This is a genomic window from Candidatus Thiodiazotropha endoloripes (assembly GCF_001708965.1).
GTDB classification, from domain to species: Bacteria; Pseudomonadota; Gammaproteobacteria; order Chromatiales; family Chromatiaceae; genus Thiodiazotropha; species Thiodiazotropha endoloripes.
Genome location: NZ_LVJW01000006.1, coordinates 1029730 through 1053747, shown reverse-complemented (window position 1 = coordinate 1053747; position 24018 = coordinate 1029730). Strand labels below are relative to the sequence as shown.

Here is a 24018-nt window from a genome sequence, read left to right as displayed (position 1 = left end):
GCAGATTCCATATCGGCAGATCCTCTCAGGAATGTAGCTAATTTTTTGTAAAATGATTAAAACACTCGAATATAGGAGGGTTAATGTCTACCCCGATCTGTTTATCGGGGCTTCACTGCTATCCGGTGAAGTCCCTGAGAGGCGTGGCTGTCGATCGCTCCAGCGTGGACGGGTTTGGCCTGGTGCACGACCGGCGCTGGATGGTGGTGGATCGCGATGGGGGATTTTTATCTCAGCGGGAACTCCCCAGGATGACCCTGATTGGAGTCGAGGTCGAATCCGATGGGCTGCTGCTGACAGCCCCGGATATGCCCAGCTTGCGGGTGGGCAGACCAACCTTTGCCGCGCCCAGAATCGAGGTTGAGGTTTGGCAGGATCGCCTCGAAGGTTGTCTGGTTGAACAGCGGGCTGATGCCTGGTTGAGTCGTTTTCTCGGTGTTGAGTGCCGTCTTGTCTATATGATGGACGATGTGAAACGTCAGGTGGATCAGCGCTATGCGGAGCCCAGACATCTTACGGCCTTTAGCGATGGCTTCCCTCTGCTGCTGGCCTCTGAGGCCTCACTTGAGGAGCTCAACAGCCGGCTTGAGTCACCCCTCTCCATGGCACGCTTTCGTCCCAATCTGGTGGTTTCGGGCACACAGCCATACGCCGAGGATCAGTGGTCACGGATTCGTATCGGAACGATGGAGCTGCGACTGGTGAAGCCCTGTTCCCGTTGCAGCATTACGAGCGTGGATCCCGCCACCGGGGTGCGGGGTGCTGAACCGCTGGCCTCCCTGGCCGCTTACCGACGACGGGGAAAACAGGTCTATTTCGGGCAGAATCTGATCTATGATCACCCGGGAGAGCTGGGGGTGGGGATGTCAGTGGAAATTCTGGAGTATCGTGATGAACAATGAAGCCATACTGGCAGCAACCCGATGCTGGGTGGAAGGAACAGTTGTTGGGCTCAATCTATGTCCATTTGCCGCTGTGCCGGTAGAGGCGGGGCGTATTCGCTATCTGGTCTGCCCGGAGTCCGATATGGATGGAATCTACCGGGCAATCCTGGCTGAATTTGAGACCATGCTGCAGCTGCAGGATGCTGAGGCCAGCCTGCTGATCGTACCGGCAGGTCTTGAAGCGTTTGATGATTATCTTGATCTGCTGCAGGTGGTGGAGGAGGTGATTCCCGAAGCGGGCCTGGAAGGCAAGTTTCAGCTCGCCAGCTTCCACCCGGATTACCAATTTGATGGTAGTGATGAAAGCGATCCGGCCAACTATACCAATCGTTCTCCCTACCCCATGTTTCACTTCATCAGAGAGGAATCTTTGGCTGAGGCGCTGAAACACTACCCGCAACCGGAGCTGATCCCACAGCGAAATATCGAGTTATTACGGGAGATGGGTCTGGAGGCCGTAGAGCAGCGATTAGCCCGTTGCCGGAAGAAGGTGGGGTAGCTGCTTGGTCAGCGACTGTTTGCGCTCCACATATTTGCCACTCAGGACAAAGCCACTCAGTTGACCCTCTGGATCATGGAACAGGCACTCTGTGCCCTGCTGGTCCTGGTGGTTTTGCCAGTCACCTGCCGCTCCGCGCTGTGGTGGCGCGATAACGATTGGATGCAAAGGTGTCTTGATCACCACCGGCATGGCCGGATAGACCACTTCGGTGGGCTCACCGGTGAGGGTCTTGGCCAGCGCACGAGCGGCGTTCATGATCGGCATTACATAGGGTAGGTTGAAACCGGCGATTTCGGCACAGTCTCCCAGTGCGTAGATTCGCTCGTTACTGGTTCTCAGCATGCGATCGGTAACGATACCCCTGGCTGTCCCCAGACCGGCCTCGGTAGCCAGCTGCATCTCCGGTAGCAGGCCAACGGCTGAGAGCACCAGATCACAATCGATAATCGAAGCATCCGTCAGGGTCAGGCGGTAGCCTTGTGCCAATTGATCCATGATGGCGGCCGTCTGTTGCAGATGCCAATGGGCGCCGGCCTCTGTCATGGCCTGCTGCAGGGCTTTGCCGGTGATTGCCGGCAGCAAGGTGCTGATCGGGTGGGGGTCCGGTCCGATCAGACTGACCTGATAGCCCTGGCTCAACAGGTCGTTGGCAAACTCACAGCCGATCAGGCCAGGCCCGATGATCGCCACATGGGCGGGTGATTGGGGCAGCAGCTGCCTGAACCGGTGGTAGTCATAGAGACTGTTGACGGTGACTCGATGTTGCTCAGCATCACCACGCATGACGGGAATGATCGGTTTCGCCCCAAGAGCCAGTACCAGTGACGTGTAGTGATGCTCACCCCGATCGGTGATCACCTGTTGGCGTTCGGTATCGATGGCGGTGACACGGCAGTTGGTGTCGATGCGCATTTTAAGCTTGTCGCTCATGCTCTCTGCCGTGGCATTGACCAGGTCCTGGCTCTGCTTGCCCTGTGCGAGGCCATTCGAAAGCATCGGTTTTGAGTAGAAATCACCCGCATCCGCGGTGATCATCTGCAGTTCGATTGACTCATCGACGGCCCTGATCTCCCGGGCAAGGCTGTAGCCGGCCAGGCCGGAACCGAGAATCAGAATTTTTTCCATCTTCTTGTTTTAAATAATCCGCTTTGGAGGTCCCAGCTCCTAGGCTACCATCTCCACCATCTCGAAGTCAGCTTTGCTCACACCACACTCCGGACACTCCCAGTCATCCGGGATTTCTCTCCAGCGTGTTCCGGCGGCAATACCCTCTTCCGGCAATCCTTCCGCTTCGTCATAGATAAAGCCACAGACGATACATTGATACTTCTTCATAACTTCTCCCAACCTATTCCTGAGTGGATTAAAGGGTTTTGCTAAAAGATAGCCTGATACCCCTCTCCACTCCACCCTGCAAAGATTGGGGAAAGAGTAAAATCAGCCTTTGCCTGGCAGTGGCAGCCTTGATCCGGCTCAATCGTACTCATCTGCCCGACGGGCATCACCACGCACCTTTTCGGCCGGGTAGCGGGCCTCGTTAATGGCGATTTTTCGCTCCGCCGCATCGACCAGATCGATATCCAGTCGTTCGGCACAACGGATCAGATAGATAAGAATATCAGCCATCTCCATGGCGACCTGCTGATGCTTATCTGCGGAGAGATTCATGCTCTGTTCCTCCGTCATCCACTGAAAGTGTTCGACCAGCTCGGCACACTCCGCAATCATTGCCATGGTCAGGTTTTTCGGGCTGTGGAACTGTTCCCAGTCCCGGGCTTGGGCAAACTGTTTGAGTCTGTTATTGAGGTTATCCAGGGAGTCTTGGGACATGGCGGTCATCCTGGTGTATAGATGGTCAGTTGCAGGCAATCAGTTCAATGCCGTTCTGATCCGGATCGCGACAAAACAGCGCGCGGCGACCCGAACGACTGAGGGTAAAGGGGATCCCGGCCGTGTCCAGTCTGCTTTTCAGCGCCTCGAAATCGGAGACAAAAAAGGCAGTATGGCGATCCCGGCCACCATGCTCGGGGCGTCCCTCGAGCGGGTCAGGATTTGGCAGCTCCAGCAGATGGATCTGCTGCTCCCCGACCTGTAACCAGGCCCCGGGGAAGCCCAGCTCCGGGCGTTGCTCGTCCACGCTCAATCCCAGCAGACCACAGTAGAAGTCGAGTGCTCTGTCGGTATCGGCGACCAGCAGACTGACATGGTGGAGTCGGCTGATCATTCGGCTATTCGCTGACGGGCGCGCTGGATCGCCTGGCGGACCTGGGCGGGGGCAGTACCGCCTATGTGATCCCTGGCCGAGACGGACCCCTCCAGGGTGAGAATCTCGAAGACATCCTCATCGATCTGATCGGAGAATTGCTGCAGCTCGGCCAGGCTCATCTCCGACAGATCCCGGCTTTCGGCGACACCGAAGGCTACGGCTTTGCCAACCACCTCATGGGCGTCACGGAACGGGATCCCCTTGCGTACCAGGTAGTCGGCCAGATCGGTGGCGGTGGCAAAACCCTGCATCGCAGCCTGGCGCATCGCCTGTTTGCGGCAACTGATGGCGGGAATCATTTCGGCGAAGACTTTGAGCGAGCCCTTCAGGTTGTCGACGGTGTCGAACAGGGGCTCCTTGTCTTCCTGGTTATCCTTGTTGTAGGCCAGAGGCTGACTCTTCATCAGGGTCAGCAGGCCGATCAGATGGCCATAGATGCGTCCTGTCTTGCCACGGATCAGCTCCGGCACATCCGGATTCTTCTTCTGTGGCATGATCGAGGAACCCGTACAGAAACTGTCTGACAGCTCAATAAAGCCGAACTGGGCGGAGGACCAGATGATCAACTCTTCCGAAAAGCGGGAGAGGTGCATCATCAAAATGCTGGCGTCGGCACAGAATTCGATGGCAAAGTCCCGGTCCGAGACCGCATCCAGGGAGTTTTCCGCCGGGGCGCTGAAGCCCAACAGTTGTGCGGTCATCTGACGGTCGATGGGATAGGTGGTGCCGGCCAGCGCGGCCGCCCCAAGCGGCATCACATTGACCCGCTGCTGGCAATCGGCCAGTCGTTGCCGATCTCGATCCAGCATCTCGAACCAGGCCATCAGGTGGTGACCGAAGGTGACCGGTTGGGCTGTCTGCAAGTGGGTGAAACCGGGCAGGATGGTCTCTGCCTCCTGCTCCGCTTTATCCAGTAGTGCAGTCTGCAGTTTGCCAATCGCGATTCTCAGTGCATCGATCTCATCGCGCAACCAGAGGCGGATGTCGGTGGCAACCTGGTCATTGCGCGAGCGGCCGGTGTGAAGTTTTTTGCCGGCATCGCCGATAGCCTCGGTAAGCGCCGATTCGATGTTCATGTGGACATCTTCGAGTGAGACAGACCACTGGAACTCCCCCGCAGCGATGCGGCTTTGAATCTGTTCCAGGCCCTGGATGATGTCATCCCGCTCCTGCTCACTGAGGATTCCCTGTTGCGCCAGCATGCGGGCGTGGGCGATGGAGCCCTCGATATCGTAGCGATAGAGTCTGCGATCGAAATCCACCGAGGCGGTAAAGGCCTCGACGAAGGCATCGGTGGGCTCGTTGAAACGGCCGGACCAGGGTTTGGCTGTGAGGTGATTGTCGCTCATGAAGAACAATCCTGATTAGGTTCTGAGGTGAAACAGCGCGGATTATAGCAGGGGGCGGGATTGGCCGCATTGCTGAGTCATATCGATGTGGTTTGATGTATAGTGAAGAAAAACAGATGCTTAGCCTGAAACCGTTCTTCTGGGGCAGATACGCCAAAGGGTCACGCATCCGACCGGGCTCTCAGCATGGTTGTCATAGAGCCTGGAAAATGGGGATTGGGATCAGTTAAAAACCGGTAGTGGACATGCCTAGGGATACCCAGCAGGAAAACAAAAAATCCGTATCGTCTGAAAAGAGCAAAGTGCTCTTTTTACCCAATTTCTGCGCCATTCGGGTAGTCTTTGCGGTGGTGGTGATCTGTGAGCTGCTGGCGATCATCCTGAGTCTGGCGGCGGTGGAACGGCTTGAGGATTTCATGATGCCTCTGAGCCGAATCTCACTGATGGTGCAGTGGATCGGTTTAAGCAGTGCCGGCTTGATCTGTCTGTTTCGCAAGCAGCTCAACCGTATCGGTAACTGGGGAGCTGGCATGGCCTCATTTCTGATCCTGATGGTCATGACACTGTTCGTCTATCAGCTGATCGTGTGGCTGAACCTGGGACTCGACAGCGCTCAGCAAGCCGCCCATGAAGCCTACAGCGACCTGTTGCCCCGGGCGCTGGCAATCAGTGCGATCGTCGGTATTCTGGTGCTTCACTATCTCTATCTGCAACATCTGTGGCGCTGTCAGGAAGAGGCTGAAAACAGTGCCAGGTTACAGGCCCTGCACTCCAGGATACGCCCCCATTTTCTGTTCAACAGCATGAATACCATTGCCAGTCTGACCCGTTCGGATCCCAAACTGGCGGAAGAGGTGGTAGAGGATCTTGCCGATCTGTTCCGGGTCTCCCTGGGGGATTCGGCACGGCCCTCCACTCTCGGTAAGGAGCTCGAACTGGCGCGACAATATCTGAGCATCGAACACTATCGGCTTGGAGAGCGGCTGGAGGTGGTCTGGTCTCTGGATGAGGATCTGCCTGACAAGGCATCTATGCCGCCGATGATCCTCCAACCGTTGCTGGAAAATGCGATCTACCATGGTATCGAGCCGGCTCCGGATGGGGGGCGGATCACCCTCTCAGGTCACTATCGCCGTAAAAGGATCAATCTGAGTATTCGCAATACCCTGCCGGAGGCTCATCAGACCAGCCAACGCCAGGGCAATAAATTGGCAATGGAGAATATTCGCGCCAGACTGGCCGGCGTCTATGACCTGGAAGCGAGTTTGACGGAAACCATCGTGGATGGTGACTATCAGGTTCGGCTGGTGATCCCTCATCCCTGGTGGGGGTAGTCTCACTCGTTATGGATTCTGTACCATTCGGAGTCAGTCTAAACCGCTGGATCAAAGGGTGGATCACAGGGATTGGCATGCGCTTAATTATGAGGCACGGGTTTGAAAATATTGATCGTGGATGACGAAGCCCTGGCGAGAGATCGTATGAGCTCTCTGGTCGAGGAGTTGGGTGCCCCCTATGAGGTGGTCGGGGAAGCGGCCAATGGCGAGGCGGCACTGAGCCTTTTCAGCCAGCTTGGGGCTGATGTGGTTTTGATGGATATCCATATGCCCGGTATGGATGGTCTTGAAGCGGCCAGTCAGCTTGCGCAGTCTGAGTCTCCGCCGGCCGTGGTCTTCACTACCGCGTTTGAGGAGCATGCGCTACAGGCGTTTGAGACTGCAGCCCAGGATTATCTGCTCAAGCCGGTGCGCAGAGCCCGTCTGCTGGAGGCGTTGGAGCGTTGTCAGAGAGTGACCCGCAGTCAGATCAATGCGGCTGCGGAAGGTCAGGGAGTGCCGAAGCTCAAGGCCAGCTACCGTGGCGGGCTGACCACCATCCCGTTGGATCAGGTAATCTATCTGCGAGCTGACTCGAAATATGTCATCGCGCGCCATTTAGAGGGTGAATTGCTCTTGGAAGAGAGCCTGAAGGCGTTGCAGGAGCGTTACAGTGACTGGCTGTTGCGTATCCATCGTAACGCCTTGGTGGTCAGACGCAGCCTGATTGGTTTGGAAAAAGGCGTGGATGGGAGCAGCCGTGCCGTCTTGCAGGGCTGTGATGAAACATTGGAGATCAGTCGACGTCATCTGCCTGAAGTAAGGCGTATCATACGGGGAGCTGAAAAAAAGTCCTGATGGGCTCTCTCTTGACCATATGAGACTATTGATAACTTTCTGTTTGTACGGCCTGACCGTTGGCTGGTCATTTGCCGTTACCGCTGAGGAGAGAGGGGCCCTGTCCGTCTCCGCTGATGATGCGGTTTATCCTCCAATGGTGGTTCAAACCTGTTTCTCCTGCCATGGCCCTGGGGGGCAGAGCCAGTCTCCCGCGATCCCCTCGATTGCCGGTCTGCCGAGGGACTATCTGCTGAACGTGCTGGCGGCCTATCGGTACGGGGGGCGTTTCGGCACCATCATGGATCGGATCATGGGTGCCTATGACAAGCGTCAGGTTGAAACCATGGCGGACTATTTCAGCCGGCAACCCTATCGGGTTAACAAGCAGGATGCCAAGTGGCAGCTGGCTGATCGAGGTCGACAGTTACATCGTCGTTACTGCCGGGAGTGCCACGGGGATGGCTTGAAGCCGAGCGATAAAGGGGCGCCGCTGCTGATCGGCCGGTGGATGGATTATCTGCGCTGGACGATTCGCGACTATCTGATCGGTATCAATCAGGGTGACGAGGAGATGAATCGTCAGCTGGCGCGTCTGATACGCAACCACGGAGAGCCGGGGTTGGAGGCTTTGATTCACTACTATGGAAAAGGCAGGCCCTGAACGAGAATCCGGTGAGCGGCGGGCAGGGTTGCAGGGTTCAAGTCTACGCGTAACCGGGGGCTGGCCTGGCAGGCTAATGGAATTGCGCCGAATCCCGGCAGGCTTTAGCATAGGCGCCTAATTATCCTTAGAGAAGCACTGAACATAGATCGGTAGCGCTGCCAGACGGCCGCCGGTGGTTGGTTCTAACTTCCTGAAATCATCACATATCGACTGTTTGGCGGTTAGCCGTCAGGCGGCAACATTCGAGGTCTTCTGTTGATGTCCCAAACTATCCGAATCGCCACCCGTAAATCACCCCTGGCCATGTGGCAGGCGGAACATGTTGCTGCGGAGCTGAAAAAGGCTCATCCGGGGCTCGAGGTTGAACTGCTCGGCATGAGCACACAGGGGGATAAGATTCTCGATACCCCATTGGCGAAAATCGGTGGCAAGGGGCTGTTCATCAAAGAGCTGGAGCAGGGTTTGATGGCCGATCAGGCGGACATTGCGGTGCATTCGATGAAGGATGTGCCGGTGGAGCTGCCGCCTGGTCTGCATCTCGCTGTGATCATGTCCCGCGAGGATCCGCGGGATGCGTTTGTTTCTAACAACTACCAGAACCTCGATCAGTTGCCCCAGGGGGCTTGTGTCGGTACCTCCAGTTTGCGGCGTCAGTCACAGCTGGCGGAACAGCGTCCCGACCTGAAGATCAAATCCTTGCGCGGTAATGTGAACACCCGTCTGCGTAAGCTCGATGACGGGGAGTATGACGCGATCATTCTTGCCGCTGCCGGGCTGATACGTCTCGGTTTCGAAGCGCGTATTACCGCCTTGATCGGAGCGGAACAGAGTCTGCCGGCGATCGGTCAGGGCGCGGTCGGCATCGAGTGCCGGGTCGACGACAAGCGGGTCAATGATCTGATCGCCCCCCTGCATCACCAGGAGACCGCTGCCTGTGTTATGGCTGAGCGGGCGATGAATCAGCGGCTCAATGGTGGTTGTCAGGTGCCGATTGCCGGCTATGCCATGCTGGAGTCGGGAAATCTGTGGCTGCGTGGCCTGGTGGGTGAACCCGATGGCAGCAAGATCATCCGTGGTGAAGTGGAAGGTACCGTCGAGGAGGCTGAAGCGATGGGTGTCGGATTGGCCGAGCGTCTGCTGGATTGGGGGGCGGATTCGATCCTTCAGGCCCTGTATGAGAACAGCAACTGATCGATGATGCTATGGCTGACTGTGATCTGAGGGGCTACGGTGTTCTGGTTACCCGGGCAGCCCATCAGTCCGAACAGCTTGCCCGGATGATCGAGGCTTGTGAGGGTCGTGCGGTACGGCTGCCGGCGATTGAGATCCTGCCCAGTCGGGACCCCGCTGAGGCACAACGGCTTTTGGCATCGAGATGGGACTGGATCATCTTTGTCAGTCCCAATGCGGTACGTTTTGGATTGAGACTGCTGGCTGAGCATGGGTCAGCGGATGCGGGTATTGGTGCTGTCGGTGCATCGACTGCCCGACATTTGAAGCAGGCCGGATTTAATGTGGATTTGATACCCGATCGGGGTTACGACAGCGAAGGCCTGTTATCATTACCGGAACTGAACCAGGTGGATGGACTGAAAATCCTGATTGTCAGAGGCGAGGGAGGCCGTGCTCTGCTGGGTGATACGCTGCAGGCGAGGGGCGCTAAAGTGCGTTATGCTGAGGTCTATCGGCGGGAGAGACCCGATCCTCATACAGAGTCGCTGCTGGCAGGTTGGAGTGAGAATGTTCAGCTGGTGACCACCACCAGCAGAGAGATATTACAGAATCTGGTGGAAATCGTCGGTGAAACGGGTTGGTCAAAACTCTCGCAGACACCGCTGGTCGTGATCAGTGAGCGAATGGAGCTGGAGGCACATCGATTGGGGTTCTCCACCATCATCAGAGCCTCAGGTGCCGATGACCGTTCATTGATGGAGGCTATCTGCCACTGGGTGGAGTGAGTCCGACCGCTGTGCTGTGATGGTTGGTCGAGGTAACAGAAGGTATTCAGAAACCAATGAGTGAACAACAACAGGGTGATAACAGATCATCTGACAGGGATGAAGATTTTGATCAGGCGATCGAAGCTGAAGTTGAGGTGCTGGAGTCAGGATCAGGCCAATCCAACACGGCACGCTTACCAGTTGTTTTGGCCGGTGTGGCGCTGTTGGCCGTTATTGCCTCATTGGTGTTCGGCTACCGCTACTGGGTTGAGATGAAGACGACCCTGGAGCAGATGAACCGTGATCTGGCAGAGGCAAATCAGCAGCAGAGTCAGTTTGCAGAGCGTCTTATGCAGTCCCAGCAGGCCTTCACCAAGCAGCAACAGCAGATTGCTGAGCAACAGCAGGCCCTGGTGGAGCAGGCGGAACGTGTCAAACAGGCCAAAGAGGCAGCCAAAAAGCAGGATACCCAGCTCTACCGCTCATTGTCTGAGATACAGACCAAACTGGGTGGCCGGGAGGGTCAATGGCGGGTTGCCGAAGCGGAGTATCTGATCCGTGTGGCAAATCACCGCGTCAGCCTGATGGGTGATGTTTCAACGGCCCTGGAGGCGCTGAAGTCCGCTGATGAGAGGCTCAGTGCCAGTGGTGATCCGGTCTGGTCCGGGGTGCGCGAGCAGCTGGCCCGTGAGATCACCCAGCTGAAAGCGGTGCCGATTGTCGATCAGGCGGGTATCAGCGCCGAACTGACAGCCCTGGCCGATCAGGTGGAGCGGCTGCCGCTGCATGACGAAGGAATCGCTCTGATCGCGAATGAGAAGCAGACTGCCGGGGGTGAGTCGGTGGCGAGCACCGAGAGTCTGGCACTGGAACAGATCGTCGATGATCTTTGGCAGGGTTTTAAATCGATGATGGTGATCCGTCACCATGATCGTCCGGTGAGCGCCATGCTGCCACCGGAGCAACGCTACTTTCTGATTCAGAACCTGCGTCTGAAACTGGAAAACGCAAAGGCCGCTTTGATGGGGCAGGATGCCAGCCTCTATCAGGACAGCCTTAATGGGGCGCTGGAGTGGTTGAGCGCTTACTTCCTGATGGAGGATCCGGGTGTCTCCGGGTTCAAAGGGCAGCTCGAAGCCCTGACGAAACGGGATATTGCCCCGCAATTGCCGGATATCTCAGCTTCCTTGCGGGTATTGCAGGAACAGCGCCAGCAACTGAGTCAGGGAGGAGCGCAGTGAGAATCCTGATCGCGGCCTTTATTGCTCTGCTTGGTGCGGTATTGCTGTCACTTTGGGTCAAGCAGGATAACGGATATGTCCTGATCGGTTATGGCCAATGGACCGTGGAGGGCAGCCTGGCCCTGTTCGTGCTGGCAGCGGTTGCCCTGTTTGTATTGCTTTACATGATCATTCGAAGCGCAATTCATCTCTGGAGTATGCCGATTCGAATTGCCAGCTGGCGGCAGAAGCGGCGAGTGTTGAAAGCCCAGCAAGCCCTCACCCGTGGATTGGTGGAGTTGGCTGAGGGTCGCTGGAAAGTGGCGGAGCGGCATCTGACCCGCTTCGCAACCCAGTCTGAGACACCGCTGCTGAACTATCTGGCGGCGGCCAGAGCCGCACAGCTGCAGGGTGAGCATGAGCGGCGGGATGATTACCTGCACCTGGCCCATGAGAGTATGCCCTCTGCCGATGTGGCGGTCGGTTTGACCCAGGCTGAATTGCAACTGGCTCATCAGCAATATGAGCAGGCACTGGCTACCCTGATGCATGTGCGCTCCCTCTCCCCCAAACACAGCTATGTGATGACCCTGCTGAAAAAGCTCTATGAAAATCTCGGAGAGTGGCAAAAACTGGAGGAGATGCTGCCTGAGCTGAAGCGTCGCCGGGTGATCAATGAGCAGGAGTTTCAGAGTCTGGAGAGGCGGGTCTATGGTGAACGCCTGAAACAGGAATCGAGCCAGTTGAGCACGCTGGTGAGCTATTGGCAGATCATTCCCAAGGCTGTGCGCCAGCAGCAATCCATGCTGCTCGACTACTCTCGCTACATGATGAAACTGGATGCCGGATCCAGGGTGGAGCCGTTGATCGTCAACTCAATCCAGCGTGAGTGGTCTGGCGAACTGGTTGCCTTGTATGGTCAGATCGAGCTGGCTGATCCCTCTCAACAGCTCGCCACAGCAGAGGGGTGGTTAAAGCAGCATCCCGAGGATCCAATCTTGCTGCTTACCCTGGCAAGACTCTCCCTGCAGAATAAACTATGGGGTAAAGGCCGCAGTTATCTGGAGGCAAGTATTGCCATTGCACCAACCGCTGAGTCCTATCAGCAGTTGGGGGTCCTGCTGGAGCGCCTGGGTGAGACGGATAAGGCGATGCAGTGCTTTCGTTCGGGGCTTGGTCTGGCCCATCAAGAGTCGCAAAAATCACTGCCGCCAATCAGCGCACGACCTGCGCTGAGTCAGAGTTCAGAGCCTGTCCAGCCCCCCTCTCTGGTGGAAAATGTGTGAACTTTTGTAAACCAATAGCTCTATCAATTGTAGGGTTTTGTGGGTTAGTATTAGCATCTGAACCTCGTTAGCTTGGAGTGTCTGCAGGCTAACGAAATCCATCTATCACACAAAAGGAGTTGTCAGTCTTTTAACGAGCAAAGTTCCGCGAGGGCATTGTCAAAATTGACTAATCCAATTCCGCTGCCGGTTATAATCTTTCCTTACCTGGCTGCCGTTTTAAGTTTCTCCAGCTTTGCTGGCTGGAACGCCTCTGACGATGAAGATGAAAGTGCTGCGGCACTGCAGCTCGAAGGCGATCATCGTCGTGGTCAGGCGATCTATGAAAGCTGTGCGGTCTGCCACATGCCGGAAGGCTGGGGAACCCCCAACGGCGCCTATCCGCAGATTGCCGGACAACATCGCAGTGTGGTGATCAAACAGCTGGCCGATATTCGTGCCAACAACCGTGACAATCCCTCCATGTACCCGTTTGCGATTCCTGAAGAGATCGGCGGTGTTCAGGCGATTGCTGATGTGGCGGTCTATATCGAGAATCTTAAGATGACCGGCGCAACGGGCAAGGGGCCCGGTGTGGATCTGGATCATGGCAAAGGTCTCTACCAGGAATATTGTACCGAGTGTCATGGCAAGCGGGGGGAGGGTGAAGCTGAAAAGGCCTATCCCCTGATTCAGGGACAGCACTATCACTATCTGCTGCGTCAGCTGAAGTGGATCAAGAATGGCAAACGCAGAAATGCCAACGAGCAGATGATGAAAACAATCCGCGATTTTGGACAGCGGGATCTCGAAGCGTTGGCAGACTACGTCTCCCGCATGGTAACTGATGAAGATAAAAGCACCTCGATGACCTGGAAAGACCGCAAACGTGAATGATTCCTCCAACCCCGATTTGAGGTCTCCTTCGGGTGAGGCTGATTCAGATCCAGAGGCTCAGGCTGAATTCTCTGAGCGGCGGGAGCTGCTTGTCAGTTTTCTGTGGCTGTTTATCCCGGTGTCGATCGTTTTGGCCGGCATCTTCTACGCCTTTTCCAACCAGACTCAAAAATATGAGCTGCAGACGGCACTGATCCGTGAAGAGGCGGCACTGAGCAATGCCAGTCAGCTCACCTCCCTGATCTTTGTGCAGAAACTCTCCGACCTGTTCGTATTGGCAGAGGGGGAGGTGCTGAGAACCTATCTACATGAAGAGAGCTTGAAAAACTGGGTCAGGGTAGCCAGAGAGTTTTCCCTGTTTGCCCGCAGAAAACCGAAATATATGCAGATACGCTATCTGGATGAGCATGGCGTGGAGGTCATCCGGATCAACAATATCGGGGGTGAGCAGGAGATCGTGCCGCGCGCTCAGATGCAGGATAAAGGGGGGCGCTACTATTTCAAGGAGTCCTTTCAGCTCAATCCGGGGGCGATCTATATATCCCCGCTGGACCTGAATGTGGAGAAGGGTGTGATCGAACAGCCGATCAGGCCAACCATCCGTTTTGCAACCCCGGTGGTGGACGGTTATGGGGAGAAGCGTGGTGTACTGATCATCAACTACGATCCGCAAGAACTGTTGCAGCGGATTGAAGATATCTTTACAGCCAGATTGGGTCAGGCGGTGATGCTCAATAGCGACGGTTACTGGTTGATCGGCAAGCCGAAAGAGGAGCTATGGGGATTCATGTACGGCCGTGAAGAGACCTTCAAGGATGACCGTCCGGATGTCTGGCACGCCATGGAGTCCAGTGATAAGGGCTCATTTTTTTCCGATGATGGTCTGTTTGTATTCCAGAAAACCTATCCAATGGATATGAGTAAGCAGGGTACCCTGGAAAATATTGAATTCAGCCAGCTCGATAGCCCCAGGGAACGTCAGGTAGGTGAGCGCCACTGGATCTATCTCTCCCATATATCCAAGGACAAGATCGAGGAGCTGACACTAAAACGTCTCATGGTGGCAGCGGTTACCTACCTGTTGCTGTTCTTCGTTACCGCCTTGATCAGTCTCTTTTTCGCCAGAAATTCGGTGCAGAAAAAAATCGCCTACCGTCAGCTCAAACAGTTTGCCACCACCGATGCCCTGACCGGGCTCTCCAACCGACGGGAGCTGGAGAAGGTTGGTGATCGGGAGTTTCGCCGCGCCGAACGATTCAATCGGGAGCTGTCAGTGATGATGCTCGATCTGGATCACTTCAAAGAGATCAACGATACCCATAACCACACCATGGGGGATGAGGTATTGCGACATGTGGTGGAGATCCTGGCAAAGGTGACCCGGGGACAGGATATTCTGTTCCGTTACGGGGGTGAGGAGTTTCTCATGCTGTTACCCGAAACCCATGAGAAAGGCGCAAAGTTTCTCGCTTCGAGGATCTGCACACTGGTGGCGGACAATGCCTATGAAAGCGAGCATGTGAGAATTCCGGTCACCATCAGTATCGGGGTCAGCACCATCGAGCCAAGTGACAAGAGTTACCATGAGATTCTGATCAGGGCCGATCAGGCGCTCTATCAGGCGAAGCGAACCGGTCGGAACCGAGTTGTGGTCTATGACGATTCCATCGCCGACCTTCCGACGGAAAGTTAAGCTGCAGTTCCTGATCTCAGATGGTTGTGGGGATCAGCCGCTTTTGGCCGTCACGGCTGCTGCGCCATACTCAAACGAGTCTGAATAGAGCTTTTCGTCTGAGAGACCGTGGGCGAGAAAGGCATCCTTACCCGCCTGGATCATTGGAGGCGGTCCGCTCATATAGACTTCATGGGCACTCAGGTCGGGATAGTTTTCGATCACCGCTTCATGCACCCAGCCCGACCGGCCCTGCCAATCCGTATCCGGTTCCGAGAGCACGGGGGTATAGCTGAAATTGGGGTACTGGGCGGCCCACTGTTCGGGTAGATCCGGCAGATAGAGATCGTCGCGGGAGCGGACTCCCCAGTAGAGATGCATGGGGCGGTTTACGCCGATCTGAAAGGCGTGTTCGATGATACCCTTCAGTGGGGCAAATCCGGTTCCTCCACCCATCAGGATGATCGGCCTGTCAGACTCCTCACGCAGATAGTAGCTGCCGAGAGGCGCCTCGATCCGAAGGATGGTCTTCTCCTGCATACCGTTGAACAGCTGGTCGGTGAAAGCGCCGCCAGTAACATGTCGTACATGCAGTTCGATGAATTCATCATCATGGGGTGCGTTGGCGATTGAGAAGGCGCGTTTGCTGCCGTCATTGAGAATGAAATTGAGATACTGACCGGCCAGAAACTGTAGTCGCTCACCCTCGGGAAGTTTTAGTTTGAGTCGTATCACATCCTCGTTGAGGCGATCGATGCAGTCGATTTTGCAGGGCATGATTCTGGTCTGGATATCGGTCGATGCAAGAATCTCGACGACGCCGATGGTGAGATCGGAGCTGGCAGCAGCCTGGCAGGTGTAGCAGACGTCAGTCTCATTGTCACTCATCACCGGCGGTTGACCATTGGGGTAGTTTATTTCACCCTGTGACAGGGCAGCCCGGCAGTCACCACAAAAGCCGTTGCGGCAGCCATAGGGTAGATTGACCCCCTGTCTGATGGCCGCATCGAGGATGGTTTCATTCTCCTCCACGGTAAACTGGTGGCCGCTGGGTTCAACCTGCACTTTATGGGACATGAGCTACTCTACCGATTGAAGTGTCTGGACAATAGGTGATGCCATCGATACGGCAACACAAAAATTAAGTAAGGCGGAATTCTCGCCTATTTGGCTCAGGAATTAAACCGGGAGTCCTTTGGGTTATGGGTGTGACCATTATTGGTTGTGGCGATATCGGTACTCGACTGGCGTTGGCCTATCAGAAATCAACACTCGAAGTGACTGGCTGGGTCGCTACCGACGAGAGTGTCGGGCGATTGAAGCAGCAGGGTATCCGGGCATTGCAGCTGAATCTTGATCAGACCTCACTGCAACTCCCTTCACTGGCTGGGGAGTTACTCTTCTATTTTGCGCCCCCTCCGGCGAGTGGGGTGGAGGATGGTCGGGTCCGCCGACTGATTGCACTCCTCGATCAAACAGAACCGCCACAAAAAGTGGTCTATCTGAGTACCAGTGGGGTGTATGGGGATTGTCAGGGGGAGTGGGTGGATGAGACTCGGATGCCGCGCCCGACAGTCGATCGGGCCAAGCGGCGTTTGGACGCTGAACAGCAGTGGCAGATGTGGTGTCAGCAGTGCGATCTACCTCTGGTGATCCTGCGGGTTGCCGGTATCTACGGGCCTGGAAAACTTCCGGTCGAGCGATTGCGTAAAGGTTTACCGATGGTGGCGGAAGCGGATTCACCGATTACCAACCATATCCACTCCCTCGACCTGGTGGAGATCGCCGCTGCGGCGATGGAGAGGGGCAGGGAGGGGGCGATCTTCAATGTTTGTGATGGTCGACCGGAAAGCATGACCCGTTATTTCAATCGGGTGGCGGACTATCTTCAACTGCCGAGGCCACCACAGATCTCCATGCAGGAGGCCAGGCAGCAGCTCTCCCCTGGGATGCTCTCCTATCTGGCTGAGTCCCGGCGATTAAGCAATCGCAGGCTGGTTGAAGAGCTGGGTGTGGTGCTGCGCTACCCGGAACTGGAACAGGGACTGCCAGCCTGTTTCGAGTGAGATGCTGTTGAGTTCAGTGCCGTAAATGGAGGTGAATCACCACCAAAACAGGCCAATTTGTTATGCTTCCTGTCGGTTTCGCTAAGCACCCGGCTAGCTCGATCAGAACAGTTTCATTCGCGCCCATTCGCGGTTGGTCTTAAGCCTTCAGCCATTTGAACAACGGATCCCAGAGGATCACATCCTTATAGACCTGGCTGGGCGCCAGTTCGAACAGGGCCAGCCCCCGCTCCGCCGAACGGATGTAGTTCTGGCTCTCCCGGAAATGGGTGATGAAAGGGATCTTCAGATGGCCCAGATAGGACTCCAGGTCGTGGTAGATGCGGGTGTTCTCTTTGACCCGGTTGGCGACGATGCCGATGCGGGTCTGATGTTTGGAAACCCGGCCACTCTCCAGCAGTTCGGTGAGAAAGCGGTTACAGGCGCGCATGTCGATCGGCGACGGCAGTACAGGGAGTATCAGCGTATCGACCCGCAGTAACATTTTGTTGATGGCCTTGCCGTGCACACCGGCTGGTGCATCCATGATCAGTATGTCGGTGCCTTTGGCCGGCTTGATCGGGCCGGCCAGGGCATCGATGGCTTCGATATCGGGGATGCCCTCGTAGTCCTTTCTCGCTTCAAGCCAGTCGAGGGTGGATTTCTGTGGGTCAAAGTCTGTCAGTGCAACTTTTTTTCCTTCATCGGCATACCAAGTGGCAAGATTGGTGGCGATGGTGGTTTTGCCACAACCCCCTTTGGCGTTCATCAACATGATTGTGCGCATTACTGTTTTCCTGTCCTCTAGGTGTTGTTTTTAGTGAGGCGGGTTACTCCCACTGCTCCTGGGTTGAACAAGTCAGTTAAAACCATAGTTTAGTCGATCCCGAGCTGATCCCAAATTTCATCGACACGCTGTTTGACTGCATCGCTCATGACGATCGGTTTGCCCCACTCCCGGTTGGTCTCCCCGGGTAGCTTATTGGTGGCGTCGAAACCGATTTTCGAGCCGAGGCCCGATACCGGTGAGGCAAAATCCAAATAGTCGATGGGCGTGTTCTCGATCATCGTGGTATCCCGCACAGGATCCATGCGGGTGGTCATGGCCCAGATAACATCCTGCCAGTCCCGGGTGTTCACATCCTCATCCACCACGATGACGAATTTGGTATACATGAATTGACGCAGAAACGACCAGACCCCCATCATGACCCGCTTGGCGTGTCCCGGGTACTGCTTTTTCATACTCACTATCGCCAACCGGTAGGAGCAGCCTTCGGGTGGCAGGTAGAAGTCGACAATCTCCGGGAACTGCTTCTGCAGTATCGGTACAAAGACCTCATTCAGGGCCACGCCGAGCACGGCCGGTTCATCCGGCGGCCGACCGGTGTAGGTGCTGTGATAGATGGGCGCTTCCCGGCGGGTGATACGATCGACCCGGAATACCGGAAAGGTCTCCACCTCGTTGTAGTAGCCGGTATGGTCCCCATAGGGGCCCTCTTCGGCTGTTTCGCCGGGATGCAGATGGCCTTCGAGCACAAACTCGGCTGAAGCGGGGACCTGTAGATCGGAGCCGATGGATTTGACCACTTCGGTGCGGCTGCCACGCAGCAGTCCGGCGAAGGCATACTCTGAAAGGGTGTCAGGCACCGGTGTGACAGCCGCAAGAATGGTCGCCGGATCGGCTCCCAGGGCGACACTGATCGGAAACGGTTCTCCAGGATTGGCCTCCTGCCACTCCCGGTAGTCCAGTGCGCCGCCACGGTGGGCGAGCCAGCGCATGATCAGACGATCCGGCCCAAGCAGCTGCATACGATAGATACCCAGGTTCTGGCGGCTCTTGTTGGGTCCCCGGGTGATCACTAGGCCCCAGGTGATCAGCGGCGCCGCGTCCTCCGGCCAGCAGGTCTGAATCGGCAGTCGGCTGAGGTCCACCTCAGCAGCCTCCTGGCAGACCGCCTGGCATGGGGCATTGCGCAGCTCCTTTGGCGCCATATCGAGTACTTTGCGGAATACCGGCAGCTTGTCCCAGGCGTCTTTCATGCCCTTGGGAGGCTCAGGCTCTTTCAGGTAAGCCAGTAGCCGGCCCACATCCCGCAACGACTCCACCTGCTCCTCTCCCATGCCCATGGCAACCCGCTCCGCTGTGCCGAACAGATTACCCAATAAAGGATATGGGGAGCCTTTGACCTTTTCGAACAGCAGTGCCGGACCACCCCGACGCAGGGTGCGGTCGCAGATTTCCGTGATTTCAAGATTGGGATCAACCTCGGTGTGGATGCGTTTGAGCAATCCACGGGATTCCAGCTGTTGAATGAAATCACGCAAGTCTTTGTACTTCATGGCACTTGTGAACCTCGGATCTATTAATCTGGTGATTATTCGGTTCTGTTGCCAGCAGATCGGCGAACATCAAGGGGCACCAAGTCGTTGTATTCCGTTACGCTGTTTGCAATTCAGAAATATGACAAGGTGCTAAAATTGTTTAATTCTCTGCATGAGACATTACCAGAGGCACTAAACAGGTCAAGCGAAAGCCATTATAGCTATCGGCCAGATGGCTTAATGAGAGGGTGACCCGGTTGACACCAACCATCGACAGGTAAGAGAATTTCATTCGTCAGGGAGTTGACTGGCCGGAGTTAGTGGTGCTGATCGAGGGATGGATCTTTAGCGGGTGGAAACTAGAAATCGGATTTTTTGCACTGGATCGGATCTGGCGCGGAATCCCAAAACAGCGATCGATCATTATGAAAAAAATTGTCCTTACTATGTTATTAGCCATGCCTTTAACGCTCTATTCGGTCTCCTCGGTGGCATTCGACGTCGGTGGATTCGTCAATGGTGTAATCGAGGGAGTCAGCGACTCTTTCAAAGAGGCCAAGGGCAAGCCGGGAGCCCACGAAAAGGGCAAACAGCAGGAGCAGGGTAAATCGGCAGAGTCGGATAGTGCCGAAGAGTCAGCCGCCTCGGCGGCGGAAGATAAATAAGGCGTCATCTCCGCTTCTCTAAATCTGGTGATCGAATCGCTCCATTACAGCTGAAATGGATCTGTTCGATCACCGGTCCAATACTGAAGCTTCTAGCCTCAGATTAGCTCCTCCCAAGCCAGCGCCTCTCAAGTGCCCCCTTAAGCCGCCGCTAACATCTGTGGTGATGCCGTGGATTTGCCAAAGGGGACATTTTAGTCATGCGGATCGAGAAACATGACAAGGATGTATTTAAAGAATGCCTGCTTTCCAGTGAAGACAAACTCATAGAGCTGATCCTCAAATATGCTGAGCGACAGCACTACACCAAATATACTTCCACCCTCAAAGAGGCCTGGCGGCGCTCGATCGATGGATTGAGCCAGTCCATCATTGCCACCCTGGAACAGAGTGATCAGGTACCTGAACTGGGGCCGGATGAGGATTTTTCCTCCGATTCAAGCACAGAGTTCGGAGTGGTTGAGGCGAGGCGTCATCGGGTCAGAGGGGTCAATCTGTCGATGTTCCTTGGCTTGATGAAGTACTACCGGCAGGCCTACCTCGACCTGGTTGAAGAGATCAGTGGATTGCACCAGCCGGCCAGTATCAAACTGCTGATCAATCGTGTCTACGATCGGATCGAGTTGGCCTATTGCACTGAGTGGGCCGGTACCGACAGTGAATCGCAGATCAAGGATTTGAGCGACAGCAACCTGCATCTCACCAATGAGAAAAACAAGTATCTGACACTTTTCGAAAGTCTCTCTTCCCCGGTGATCCTGTGCGATATAGACGGCAAGGTGGACAACTACAACAATGCTGCGGGGCGTCTACTGCTTGGCACAAACACGCCGGGTAGCCGCTATTATGCGGAACGCCGTTCTGACCTGGATCCTCCTGCACTGCAACAAGAGCTGGCCCGGATGGTGGTTGAGGGCACTCGCCAGCTGGATCTGGAGAAGGTCTACCAGACCCCGGATGGGGAGAAGACATACCACATTCGGATCGAGCAGATGCTTGACGTCAGCCATAAGTTTTCCGGTTACACCATTCTCTTCAATGACATCACCGAGCGATTGCAGTGGTCCAGGCAGCTGGAGGAGATCAACCGTAAACAGAGCCTGTTGATCGAGGATCTGAATCAGACCCGCCAGCAGCTGGTGCAGTCGGAAAAGATGGCTGCTGTCGGCCAGCTCTCAGCCGGCATAGCCCACGAGATTAATACGCCGATTCAGTATATCGGTGACAATACACGTTTTTTACAGGAAGCCTGTAGCGATCTGCAGAGCCTGTCGGAGGGCTATCAATCCCTGCTGGAGGCGGCGAAGCAGGGTCAGGTCGAGCAGGGGTTGATCTCTCGGCTGGAGGAGCAGTTGGCTGAAACGGAACCAGACTATCTTTTTGAAGAGATCCCCGGGGCGATCAATCAATCGCTGGAAGGGGTGGATAAAATCGCTGCCATCGTCTCTGCAATGAAGGTATTTGCCGGTCCGGAAACACAGGAGAAGGTGGAAACCGATATCAATCTGGCAATCGACAGCACCCTCAATGTCTCCACCAATGTCTGGAAATACCATGCCGAGATCGTTACCGAGTTGGATCCCCAGCTACCGTTGATCTCCTGTATACCGCAGGAGCTGAATCAGGCATTGCTGAATATAATCGTCAACGCTGTCGATGCCATCACCGCAGCCGATGATCAACAGCCGGGGAAGGGCAGGATTACCATCAGGACAACTGTGGAGGATGAGTGGGTGCTGATCGAGGTGAGTGATACCGGTACCGGTATTCCTGAGGATCTGAAGTCGAGGATTTTCGACCCGTTCTTTACCACCAAGGCATTGGGGAAGGGCATCGGTCAGGGGTTGAATGTGGTCTACCATACCATCGTAGTGCAGCACAGCGGGGCCATTGATGTTCAATCCAAGGTCGGTGAAGGCGCAAGCTTCCAGATTCGATTGCCTCGTACATACCACTCCGGTAGCAGTAAGCCTGAGGTTTCAGTGGACTGAGTAAGTCTGGATTCAGGTGCCCACAGCGGCTGCATACGGTCTGCTCTGACGTCGAGTGATTCGTCTCTGTTCACTCCTACTTTACTGCCAAAATGGCACACTCTTCGGCCTCCTGCCAACGCTAATTAGGCTTTGAATAGGCAAATGTTTACTTTCTTTAAATCGAGTGGATCAATTTCTTGGAGAATATTTTGATTCCTCAATGACAGCAATCTTACAATGCCTATAATGTCAGTAGCGTGACCTAATATAGTGCATTGATGTGCGCAATAATGATGTCTGGCCTGCTTGGCCATCAGGCCGATAGAGCCTGATTACAAAACAGAAGAGTTCTATGTTTGAAAAAGATCCCCGTACCTTCTCTCCCGAATACAAGAATCTGTCACCTGAACAGAAAGCGATGGTCAAGCTTGAGATCACGCTGACCAACTTTTTTAAGAATTTCGATAAAAGCATGTCGAGATGGGAGCGCATGATCTATCCCATGCTGGTGGTGGTCGGCATTCTGGGGTTATCGGGCTTCTATCTGATCTACAACGTCACCACCGACATGCATACCCTGACGGAACAGGTGGACCCCCGCATGGAAGAGCATCTATCGGCCATGGCGAACAATATGGATCAGCTCGCTCAGAATATCTCAGTCATGACGGAACAGATCACCTTTATGGTAGATCGGGTCGACAGTATGGAGCAGAACATCGCCACCATGAATGGCAACATCGGGTCATTGGCGGTCGACGTGGGCAGCATGAAGCAGAATATCGGACAGATGACTGCGAATATTGCGGATATGAACCAGGCCATGCGCACCATGACGGTCAATACCGGATTCATGAGCCGTGATATCAATCAGATGGGCCGACCGATGGATTTCATGAACTCGTTTACGCCCTGGTAACCCTGGGTGATGCTGAACTAAGGGATTCGCCATCAGAGGTGTTTTCGCGCACTGAATATCTGGCCTGATGCCTCGTAAATAGTGTTTGATTTCACAATAAATTGAGCTGTCTGGTTGAAAAAGTGGCTGGAAGCAGTAATATAAGAAAAATCTAATATTCTAATTGGAGTCCTTCAATGAGGCGTTCTCTGGCAACTTTTCTGCTCAGCCTGGTGATACTGCCCGGCTACCTGCCCGCTGATTCCGCAACCCTAGAGACCGGAGCGGTGGTGAAGCGGGAAACCGCCAGAGAGTTCTGGCTCGATGGCACGGTCGAGGCGATCAATCAGACCACCCTTTCTGCGCAGACCCGGGGACAGGTGGAACAGATCCTGTTCGATGTGGATGACTTTGTGGAAAAGGGCCAGGAAGTGGTGAAGCTGAAGGACACCGAACAGCGTGCCGGTCTGGACCAGGCCCGGGCCGACCTGAAAGAGGCGGTTGCCCGTCGACAGGAGGCGTTGGACAATTTCAACCGTACCAAAGACCTGTTTGGCCGTAAGCTGGCCTCCCAATCCCAACTGGATACGGCGACGGCGACACTGAAATCCGCCAAAGCGCGTAAAGAGGCGGCGGATGCCCGACTCGCCCAGGCCACGGAGCAGTTCGAGTATACCCGCATCAAGGCCCCCTACAGTGGCATCGTCACCCATCGTCATGTGGAAGTGGGTGAGATCGCTACACCGGGCCAGAAACTGATGAGCGGCACCTCACTGGACCAGCTCAGAGTGGTCGTGGATCTGCCTCAGAGTCTGGTGCCGGTGATCCGGCAGCAGGGTAAAGCACGGGTGCTGCTCTCATCCGGTGAATCCATCAAAGGCGTGAAGCTGACGATCTTTCCCTTTGCCGATCAGAGCAGCAGTACCTTTCAGGTGCGGGTCGATCTTCCTGAGGGGCTCAAGGATCTGTTCCCCGGCATGTTCGTGAAAACCGCCTTCATTACCGGGGTCAAGCAGGAGTTGGTGGTGCCCCGGGAAGCCGTTGTCTACCGCTCCGAGGTCACTGCGGTCTATGTGCTGGGTTCGGACGGACGGGTCCATTTCCGCCATATCCGTGCCGGTCATCCGGTCTCCGAAGATGCGCTCTCTGTGATCGCCGGGCTCTCTGCCGGAGAGCGGGTTCTTCTTGATCCGGTGGCTGCGGCCACCGAGCTGAAACAGCAACTGGCGGAGTGAGA

General features: G+C 55.4%; 24 protein-coding genes. 16 read left to right on the top strand and 8 right to left on the bottom strand.

Going from position 1 to position 24018, the window contains the following annotated elements:
• Positions 1-83: 83 nt before the first annotated feature.
• Together A3193_RS15415 and A3193_RS15410 are read left to right on the top strand one after the other, a co-directional pair.
• Positions 84-902, top strand: coding sequence for an MOSC domain-containing protein (locus A3193_RS15415; RefSeq protein ID WP_069015232.1), 819 nt, complete (start codon positions 84-86; stop codon positions 900-902).
• Positions 892-1443: a DUF1415 domain-containing protein gene (locus A3193_RS15410; protein ID WP_069003364.1), complete on the top strand. Its 552-nt coding sequence runs from the start codon at positions 892-894 to the stop codon at positions 1441-1443. Before A3193_RS15415 ends, A3193_RS15410 begins: the two co-directional genes overlap by 11 nt.
• Here the strand turns inward: A3193_RS15410 and A3193_RS15405 are convergent.
• From A3193_RS15405 to argH, 5 genes are all read right to left on the bottom strand, one after another.
• Positions 1414-2571, bottom strand: coding sequence for an FAD-dependent oxidoreductase (locus A3193_RS15405; protein ID WP_069015231.1), 1158 nt, complete (start codon positions 2569-2571; stop codon positions 1414-1416). The genes A3193_RS15410 and A3193_RS15405 overlap by 30 nt on opposite strands.
• 39 nt (positions 2572-2610) lie before the next feature.
• Entirely contained in the window at positions 2611-2781 is a 171-nt protein-coding gene (locus A3193_RS15400) for a rubredoxin (protein ID WP_069015230.1), read from the bottom strand.
• A 138-nt stretch (positions 2782-2919) separates the two neighbouring features.
• A complete protein-coding gene (locus A3193_RS15395) occupies positions 2920-3276 on the bottom strand; it encodes a nucleotide pyrophosphohydrolase (RefSeq protein WP_069003367.1) in 357 nt (118 codons plus the stop codon).
• Between the two features lie 25 nt (positions 3277-3301).
• On the bottom strand, positions 3302-3670 hold the full coding sequence (locus A3193_RS15390; protein WP_069003369.1) for a VOC family protein: 369 nt from the start codon (positions 3668-3670) through the stop codon (positions 3302-3304).
• Complete coding sequence (gene argH, locus A3193_RS15385; RefSeq protein WP_069003373.1) at positions 3667-5061, bottom strand: argininosuccinate lyase; 1395 nt, start codon at positions 5059-5061, stop codon at positions 3667-3669. Before argH ends, A3193_RS15390 begins: the two co-directional genes overlap by 4 nt.
• Positions 5062-5306: 245 nt before the next feature.
• On the opposite strand from argH, the gene A3193_RS15380 reads away from it, so the two are divergent.
• The 9 genes from A3193_RS15380 to A3193_RS15340 all read left to right on the top strand — a co-directional run bounded on the left by A3193_RS15380 (position 5307) and on the right by A3193_RS15340 (position 14896).
• Positions 5307-6395: a sensor histidine kinase gene (locus A3193_RS15380; RefSeq protein WP_083218157.1), complete on the top strand. Its 1089-nt coding sequence runs from the start codon at positions 5307-5309 to the stop codon at positions 6393-6395.
• Between the two features lie 102 nt (positions 6396-6497).
• Positions 6498-7235 carry a LytR/AlgR family response regulator transcription factor gene (locus A3193_RS15375; protein WP_069003375.1) on the top strand — a complete coding sequence of 246 codons (738 nt, stop codon included), beginning with the start codon at positions 6498-6500 and terminating at the stop codon, positions 7233-7235.
• A gap of 19 nt (positions 7236-7254) precedes the next feature.
• A complete protein-coding gene (locus tag A3193_RS15370; protein WP_069015229.1) occupies positions 7255-7878 on the top strand; it encodes a c-type cytochrome in 624 nt (207 codons plus the stop codon).
• Positions 7879-8139: 261 nt separating this feature from the next.
• A complete protein-coding gene (hemC, locus tag A3193_RS15365) occupies positions 8140-9072 on the top strand; it encodes a hydroxymethylbilane synthase (RefSeq protein ID WP_069003377.1) in 933 nt (310 codons plus the stop codon).
• An 11-nt stretch (positions 9073-9083) separates the two neighbouring features.
• A complete protein-coding gene (locus A3193_RS15360; protein ID WP_069015228.1) occupies positions 9084-9839 on the top strand; it encodes a uroporphyrinogen-III synthase in 756 nt (251 codons plus the stop codon).
• A 56-nt stretch (positions 9840-9895) separates the two neighbouring features.
• Entirely contained in the window at positions 9896-11062 is a 1167-nt protein-coding gene (locus A3193_RS15355) for a uroporphyrinogen-III C-methyltransferase (protein WP_069015227.1), read from the top strand.
• The gene (locus A3193_RS15350; protein ID WP_069003385.1) at positions 11059-12327 is read left to right on the top strand and encodes a heme biosynthesis HemY N-terminal domain-containing protein; all 1269 of its coding nucleotides are present in this window, start codon (positions 11059-11061) and stop codon (positions 12325-12327) included. The genes A3193_RS15355 and A3193_RS15350 overlap by 4 nt, the downstream gene beginning before the upstream one ends.
• Before the next feature lie 165 nt (positions 12328-12492).
• Positions 12493-13203 carry a c-type cytochrome gene (locus A3193_RS15345; protein ID WP_141694559.1) on the top strand — a complete coding sequence of 237 codons (711 nt, stop codon included), beginning with the start codon at positions 12493-12495 and terminating at the stop codon, positions 13201-13203.
• On the top strand, positions 13196-14896 hold the full coding sequence (locus A3193_RS15340) for a sensor domain-containing diguanylate cyclase (protein ID WP_069015226.1): 1701 nt from the start codon (positions 13196-13198) through the stop codon (positions 14894-14896). The genes A3193_RS15345 and A3193_RS15340 overlap by 8 nt, the downstream gene beginning before the upstream one ends.
• A gap of 33 nt (positions 14897-14929) precedes the next feature.
• Here A3193_RS15340 and A3193_RS15335 read toward each other — a convergent pair whose 3' ends face one another.
• Positions 14930-15952 (bottom strand): CDP-6-deoxy-delta-3,4-glucoseen reductase, encoded by a 1023-nt coding sequence (locus A3193_RS15335; RefSeq protein ID WP_069003387.1) that lies wholly within the window; start codon positions 15950-15952, stop codon positions 14930-14932.
• A gap of 125 nt (positions 15953-16077) precedes the next feature.
• Here A3193_RS15335 and A3193_RS15330 point away from each other — a divergent pair, with 125 nt between their 5' ends.
• The gene (locus A3193_RS15330) at positions 16078-16941 is read left to right on the top strand and encodes an SDR family oxidoreductase (protein ID WP_069003391.1); all 864 of its coding nucleotides are present in this window, start codon (positions 16078-16080) and stop codon (positions 16939-16941) included.
• Between the two features lie 139 nt (positions 16942-17080).
• Here the strand turns inward: A3193_RS15330 and A3193_RS15325 are convergent, their stop codons facing one another.
• Together A3193_RS15325 and ubiD are read right to left on the bottom strand one after the other, a co-directional pair.
• Positions 17081-17707 (bottom strand): nucleotide-binding protein, encoded by a 627-nt coding sequence (locus A3193_RS15325; protein ID WP_069003392.1) that lies wholly within the window; start codon positions 17705-17707, stop codon positions 17081-17083.
• Between the two features lie 89 nt (positions 17708-17796).
• Positions 17797-19263 (bottom strand): 4-hydroxy-3-polyprenylbenzoate decarboxylase, encoded by a 1467-nt coding sequence (ubiD, locus tag A3193_RS15320; protein ID WP_069015225.1) that lies wholly within the window; start codon positions 19261-19263, stop codon positions 17797-17799.
• Positions 19264-19670: 407 nt separating this feature from the next.
• Between ubiD and A3193_RS15315 the strand changes: the two genes are divergently transcribed.
• From A3193_RS15315 to A3193_RS15300, 4 genes are all read left to right on the top strand, one after another.
• Positions 19671-19910 (top strand): hypothetical protein, encoded by a 240-nt coding sequence (locus A3193_RS15315; protein ID WP_139116885.1) that lies wholly within the window; start codon positions 19671-19673, stop codon positions 19908-19910.
• Between the two features lie 200 nt (positions 19911-20110).
• Positions 20111-21901, top strand: coding sequence for a sensor histidine kinase (locus A3193_RS15310; protein WP_069015224.1), 1791 nt, complete (start codon positions 20111-20113; stop codon positions 21899-21901).
• 334 nt (positions 21902-22235) lie between these two features.
• A complete protein-coding gene (locus tag A3193_RS15305) occupies positions 22236-22802 on the top strand; it encodes a hypothetical protein (RefSeq protein WP_069003398.1) in 567 nt (188 codons plus the stop codon).
• A 176-nt stretch (positions 22803-22978) separates the two neighbouring features.
• Positions 22979-24016: an efflux RND transporter periplasmic adaptor subunit gene (locus A3193_RS15300; protein ID WP_069003399.1), complete on the top strand. Its 1038-nt coding sequence runs from the start codon at positions 22979-22981 to the stop codon at positions 24014-24016.
• The last annotated feature ends 2 nt before the right edge of the window (positions 24017-24018 follow it).

What these genes read in the sequence shown, in the direction of transcription:
- ubiD (WP_069015225.1), bottom strand. Translation starts at nt 19,263, where the DNA reads ATGAAGTACAAAGACTTGCGTGATTTCATTCAACAGCTGGAATCCCGT.
- argH (WP_069003373.1), bottom strand. Translation starts at nt 5,061, where the DNA reads ATGAGCGACAATCACCTCACAGCCAAACCCTGGTCCGGCCGTTTCAAC.
- A3193_RS15380 (WP_083218157.1), top strand. Translation starts at nt 5,307, where the DNA reads ATGCCTAGGGATACCCAGCAGGAAAACAAAAAATCCGTATCGTCTGAA.
- A3193_RS15410 (WP_069003364.1), top strand. Translation starts at nt 892, where the DNA reads ATGAACAATGAAGCCATACTGGCAGCAACCCGATGCTGGGTGGAAGGA.
- A3193_RS15395 (WP_069003367.1), bottom strand. Translation starts at nt 3,276, where the DNA reads ATGTCCCAAGACTCCCTGGATAACCTCAATAACAGACTCAAACAGTTT.
- A3193_RS15370 (WP_069015229.1), top strand. Translation starts at nt 7,255, where the DNA reads ATGAGACTATTGATAACTTTCTGTTTGTACGGCCTGACCGTTGGCTGG.
- A3193_RS15415 (WP_069015232.1), top strand. Translation starts at nt 84, where the DNA reads ATGTCTACCCCGATCTGTTTATCGGGGCTTCACTGCTATCCGGTGAAG.
- A3193_RS15390 (WP_069003369.1), bottom strand. Translation starts at nt 3,670, where the DNA reads ATGATCAGCCGACTCCACCATGTCAGTCTGCTGGTCGCCGATACCGAC.
- hemC (WP_069003377.1), top strand. Translation starts at nt 8,140, where the DNA reads ATGTCCCAAACTATCCGAATCGCCACCCGTAAATCACCCCTGGCCATG.
- A3193_RS15360 (WP_069015228.1), top strand. Translation starts at nt 9,084, where the DNA reads ATGGCTGACTGTGATCTGAGGGGCTACGGTGTTCTGGTTACCCGGGCA.
- A3193_RS15335 (WP_069003387.1), bottom strand. Translation starts at nt 15,952, where the DNA reads ATGTCCCATAAAGTGCAGGTTGAACCCAGCGGCCACCAGTTTACCGTG.
- A3193_RS15330 (WP_069003391.1), top strand. Translation starts at nt 16,078, where the DNA reads ATGGGTGTGACCATTATTGGTTGTGGCGATATCGGTACTCGACTGGCG.
- A3193_RS15355 (WP_069015227.1), top strand. Translation starts at nt 9,896, where the DNA reads ATGAGTGAACAACAACAGGGTGATAACAGATCATCTGACAGGGATGAA.
- A3193_RS15405 (WP_069015231.1), bottom strand. Translation starts at nt 2,571, where the DNA reads ATGGAAAAAATTCTGATTCTCGGTTCCGGCCTGGCCGGCTACAGCCTT.
- A3193_RS15325 (WP_069003392.1), bottom strand. Translation starts at nt 17,707, where the DNA reads ATGCGCACAATCATGTTGATGAACGCCAAAGGGGGTTGTGGCAAAACC.
- A3193_RS15305 (WP_069003398.1), top strand. Translation starts at nt 22,236, where the DNA reads ATGTTTGAAAAAGATCCCCGTACCTTCTCTCCCGAATACAAGAATCTG.
- A3193_RS15310 (WP_069015224.1), top strand. Translation starts at nt 20,111, where the DNA reads ATGCGGATCGAGAAACATGACAAGGATGTATTTAAAGAATGCCTGCTT.
- A3193_RS15400 (WP_069015230.1), bottom strand. Translation starts at nt 2,781, where the DNA reads ATGAAGAAGTATCAATGTATCGTCTGTGGCTTTATCTATGACGAAGCG.
- A3193_RS15315 (WP_139116885.1), top strand. Translation starts at nt 19,671, where the DNA reads ATGAAAAAAATTGTCCTTACTATGTTATTAGCCATGCCTTTAACGCTC.
- A3193_RS15300 (WP_069003399.1), top strand. Translation starts at nt 22,979, where the DNA reads ATGAGGCGTTCTCTGGCAACTTTTCTGCTCAGCCTGGTGATACTGCCC.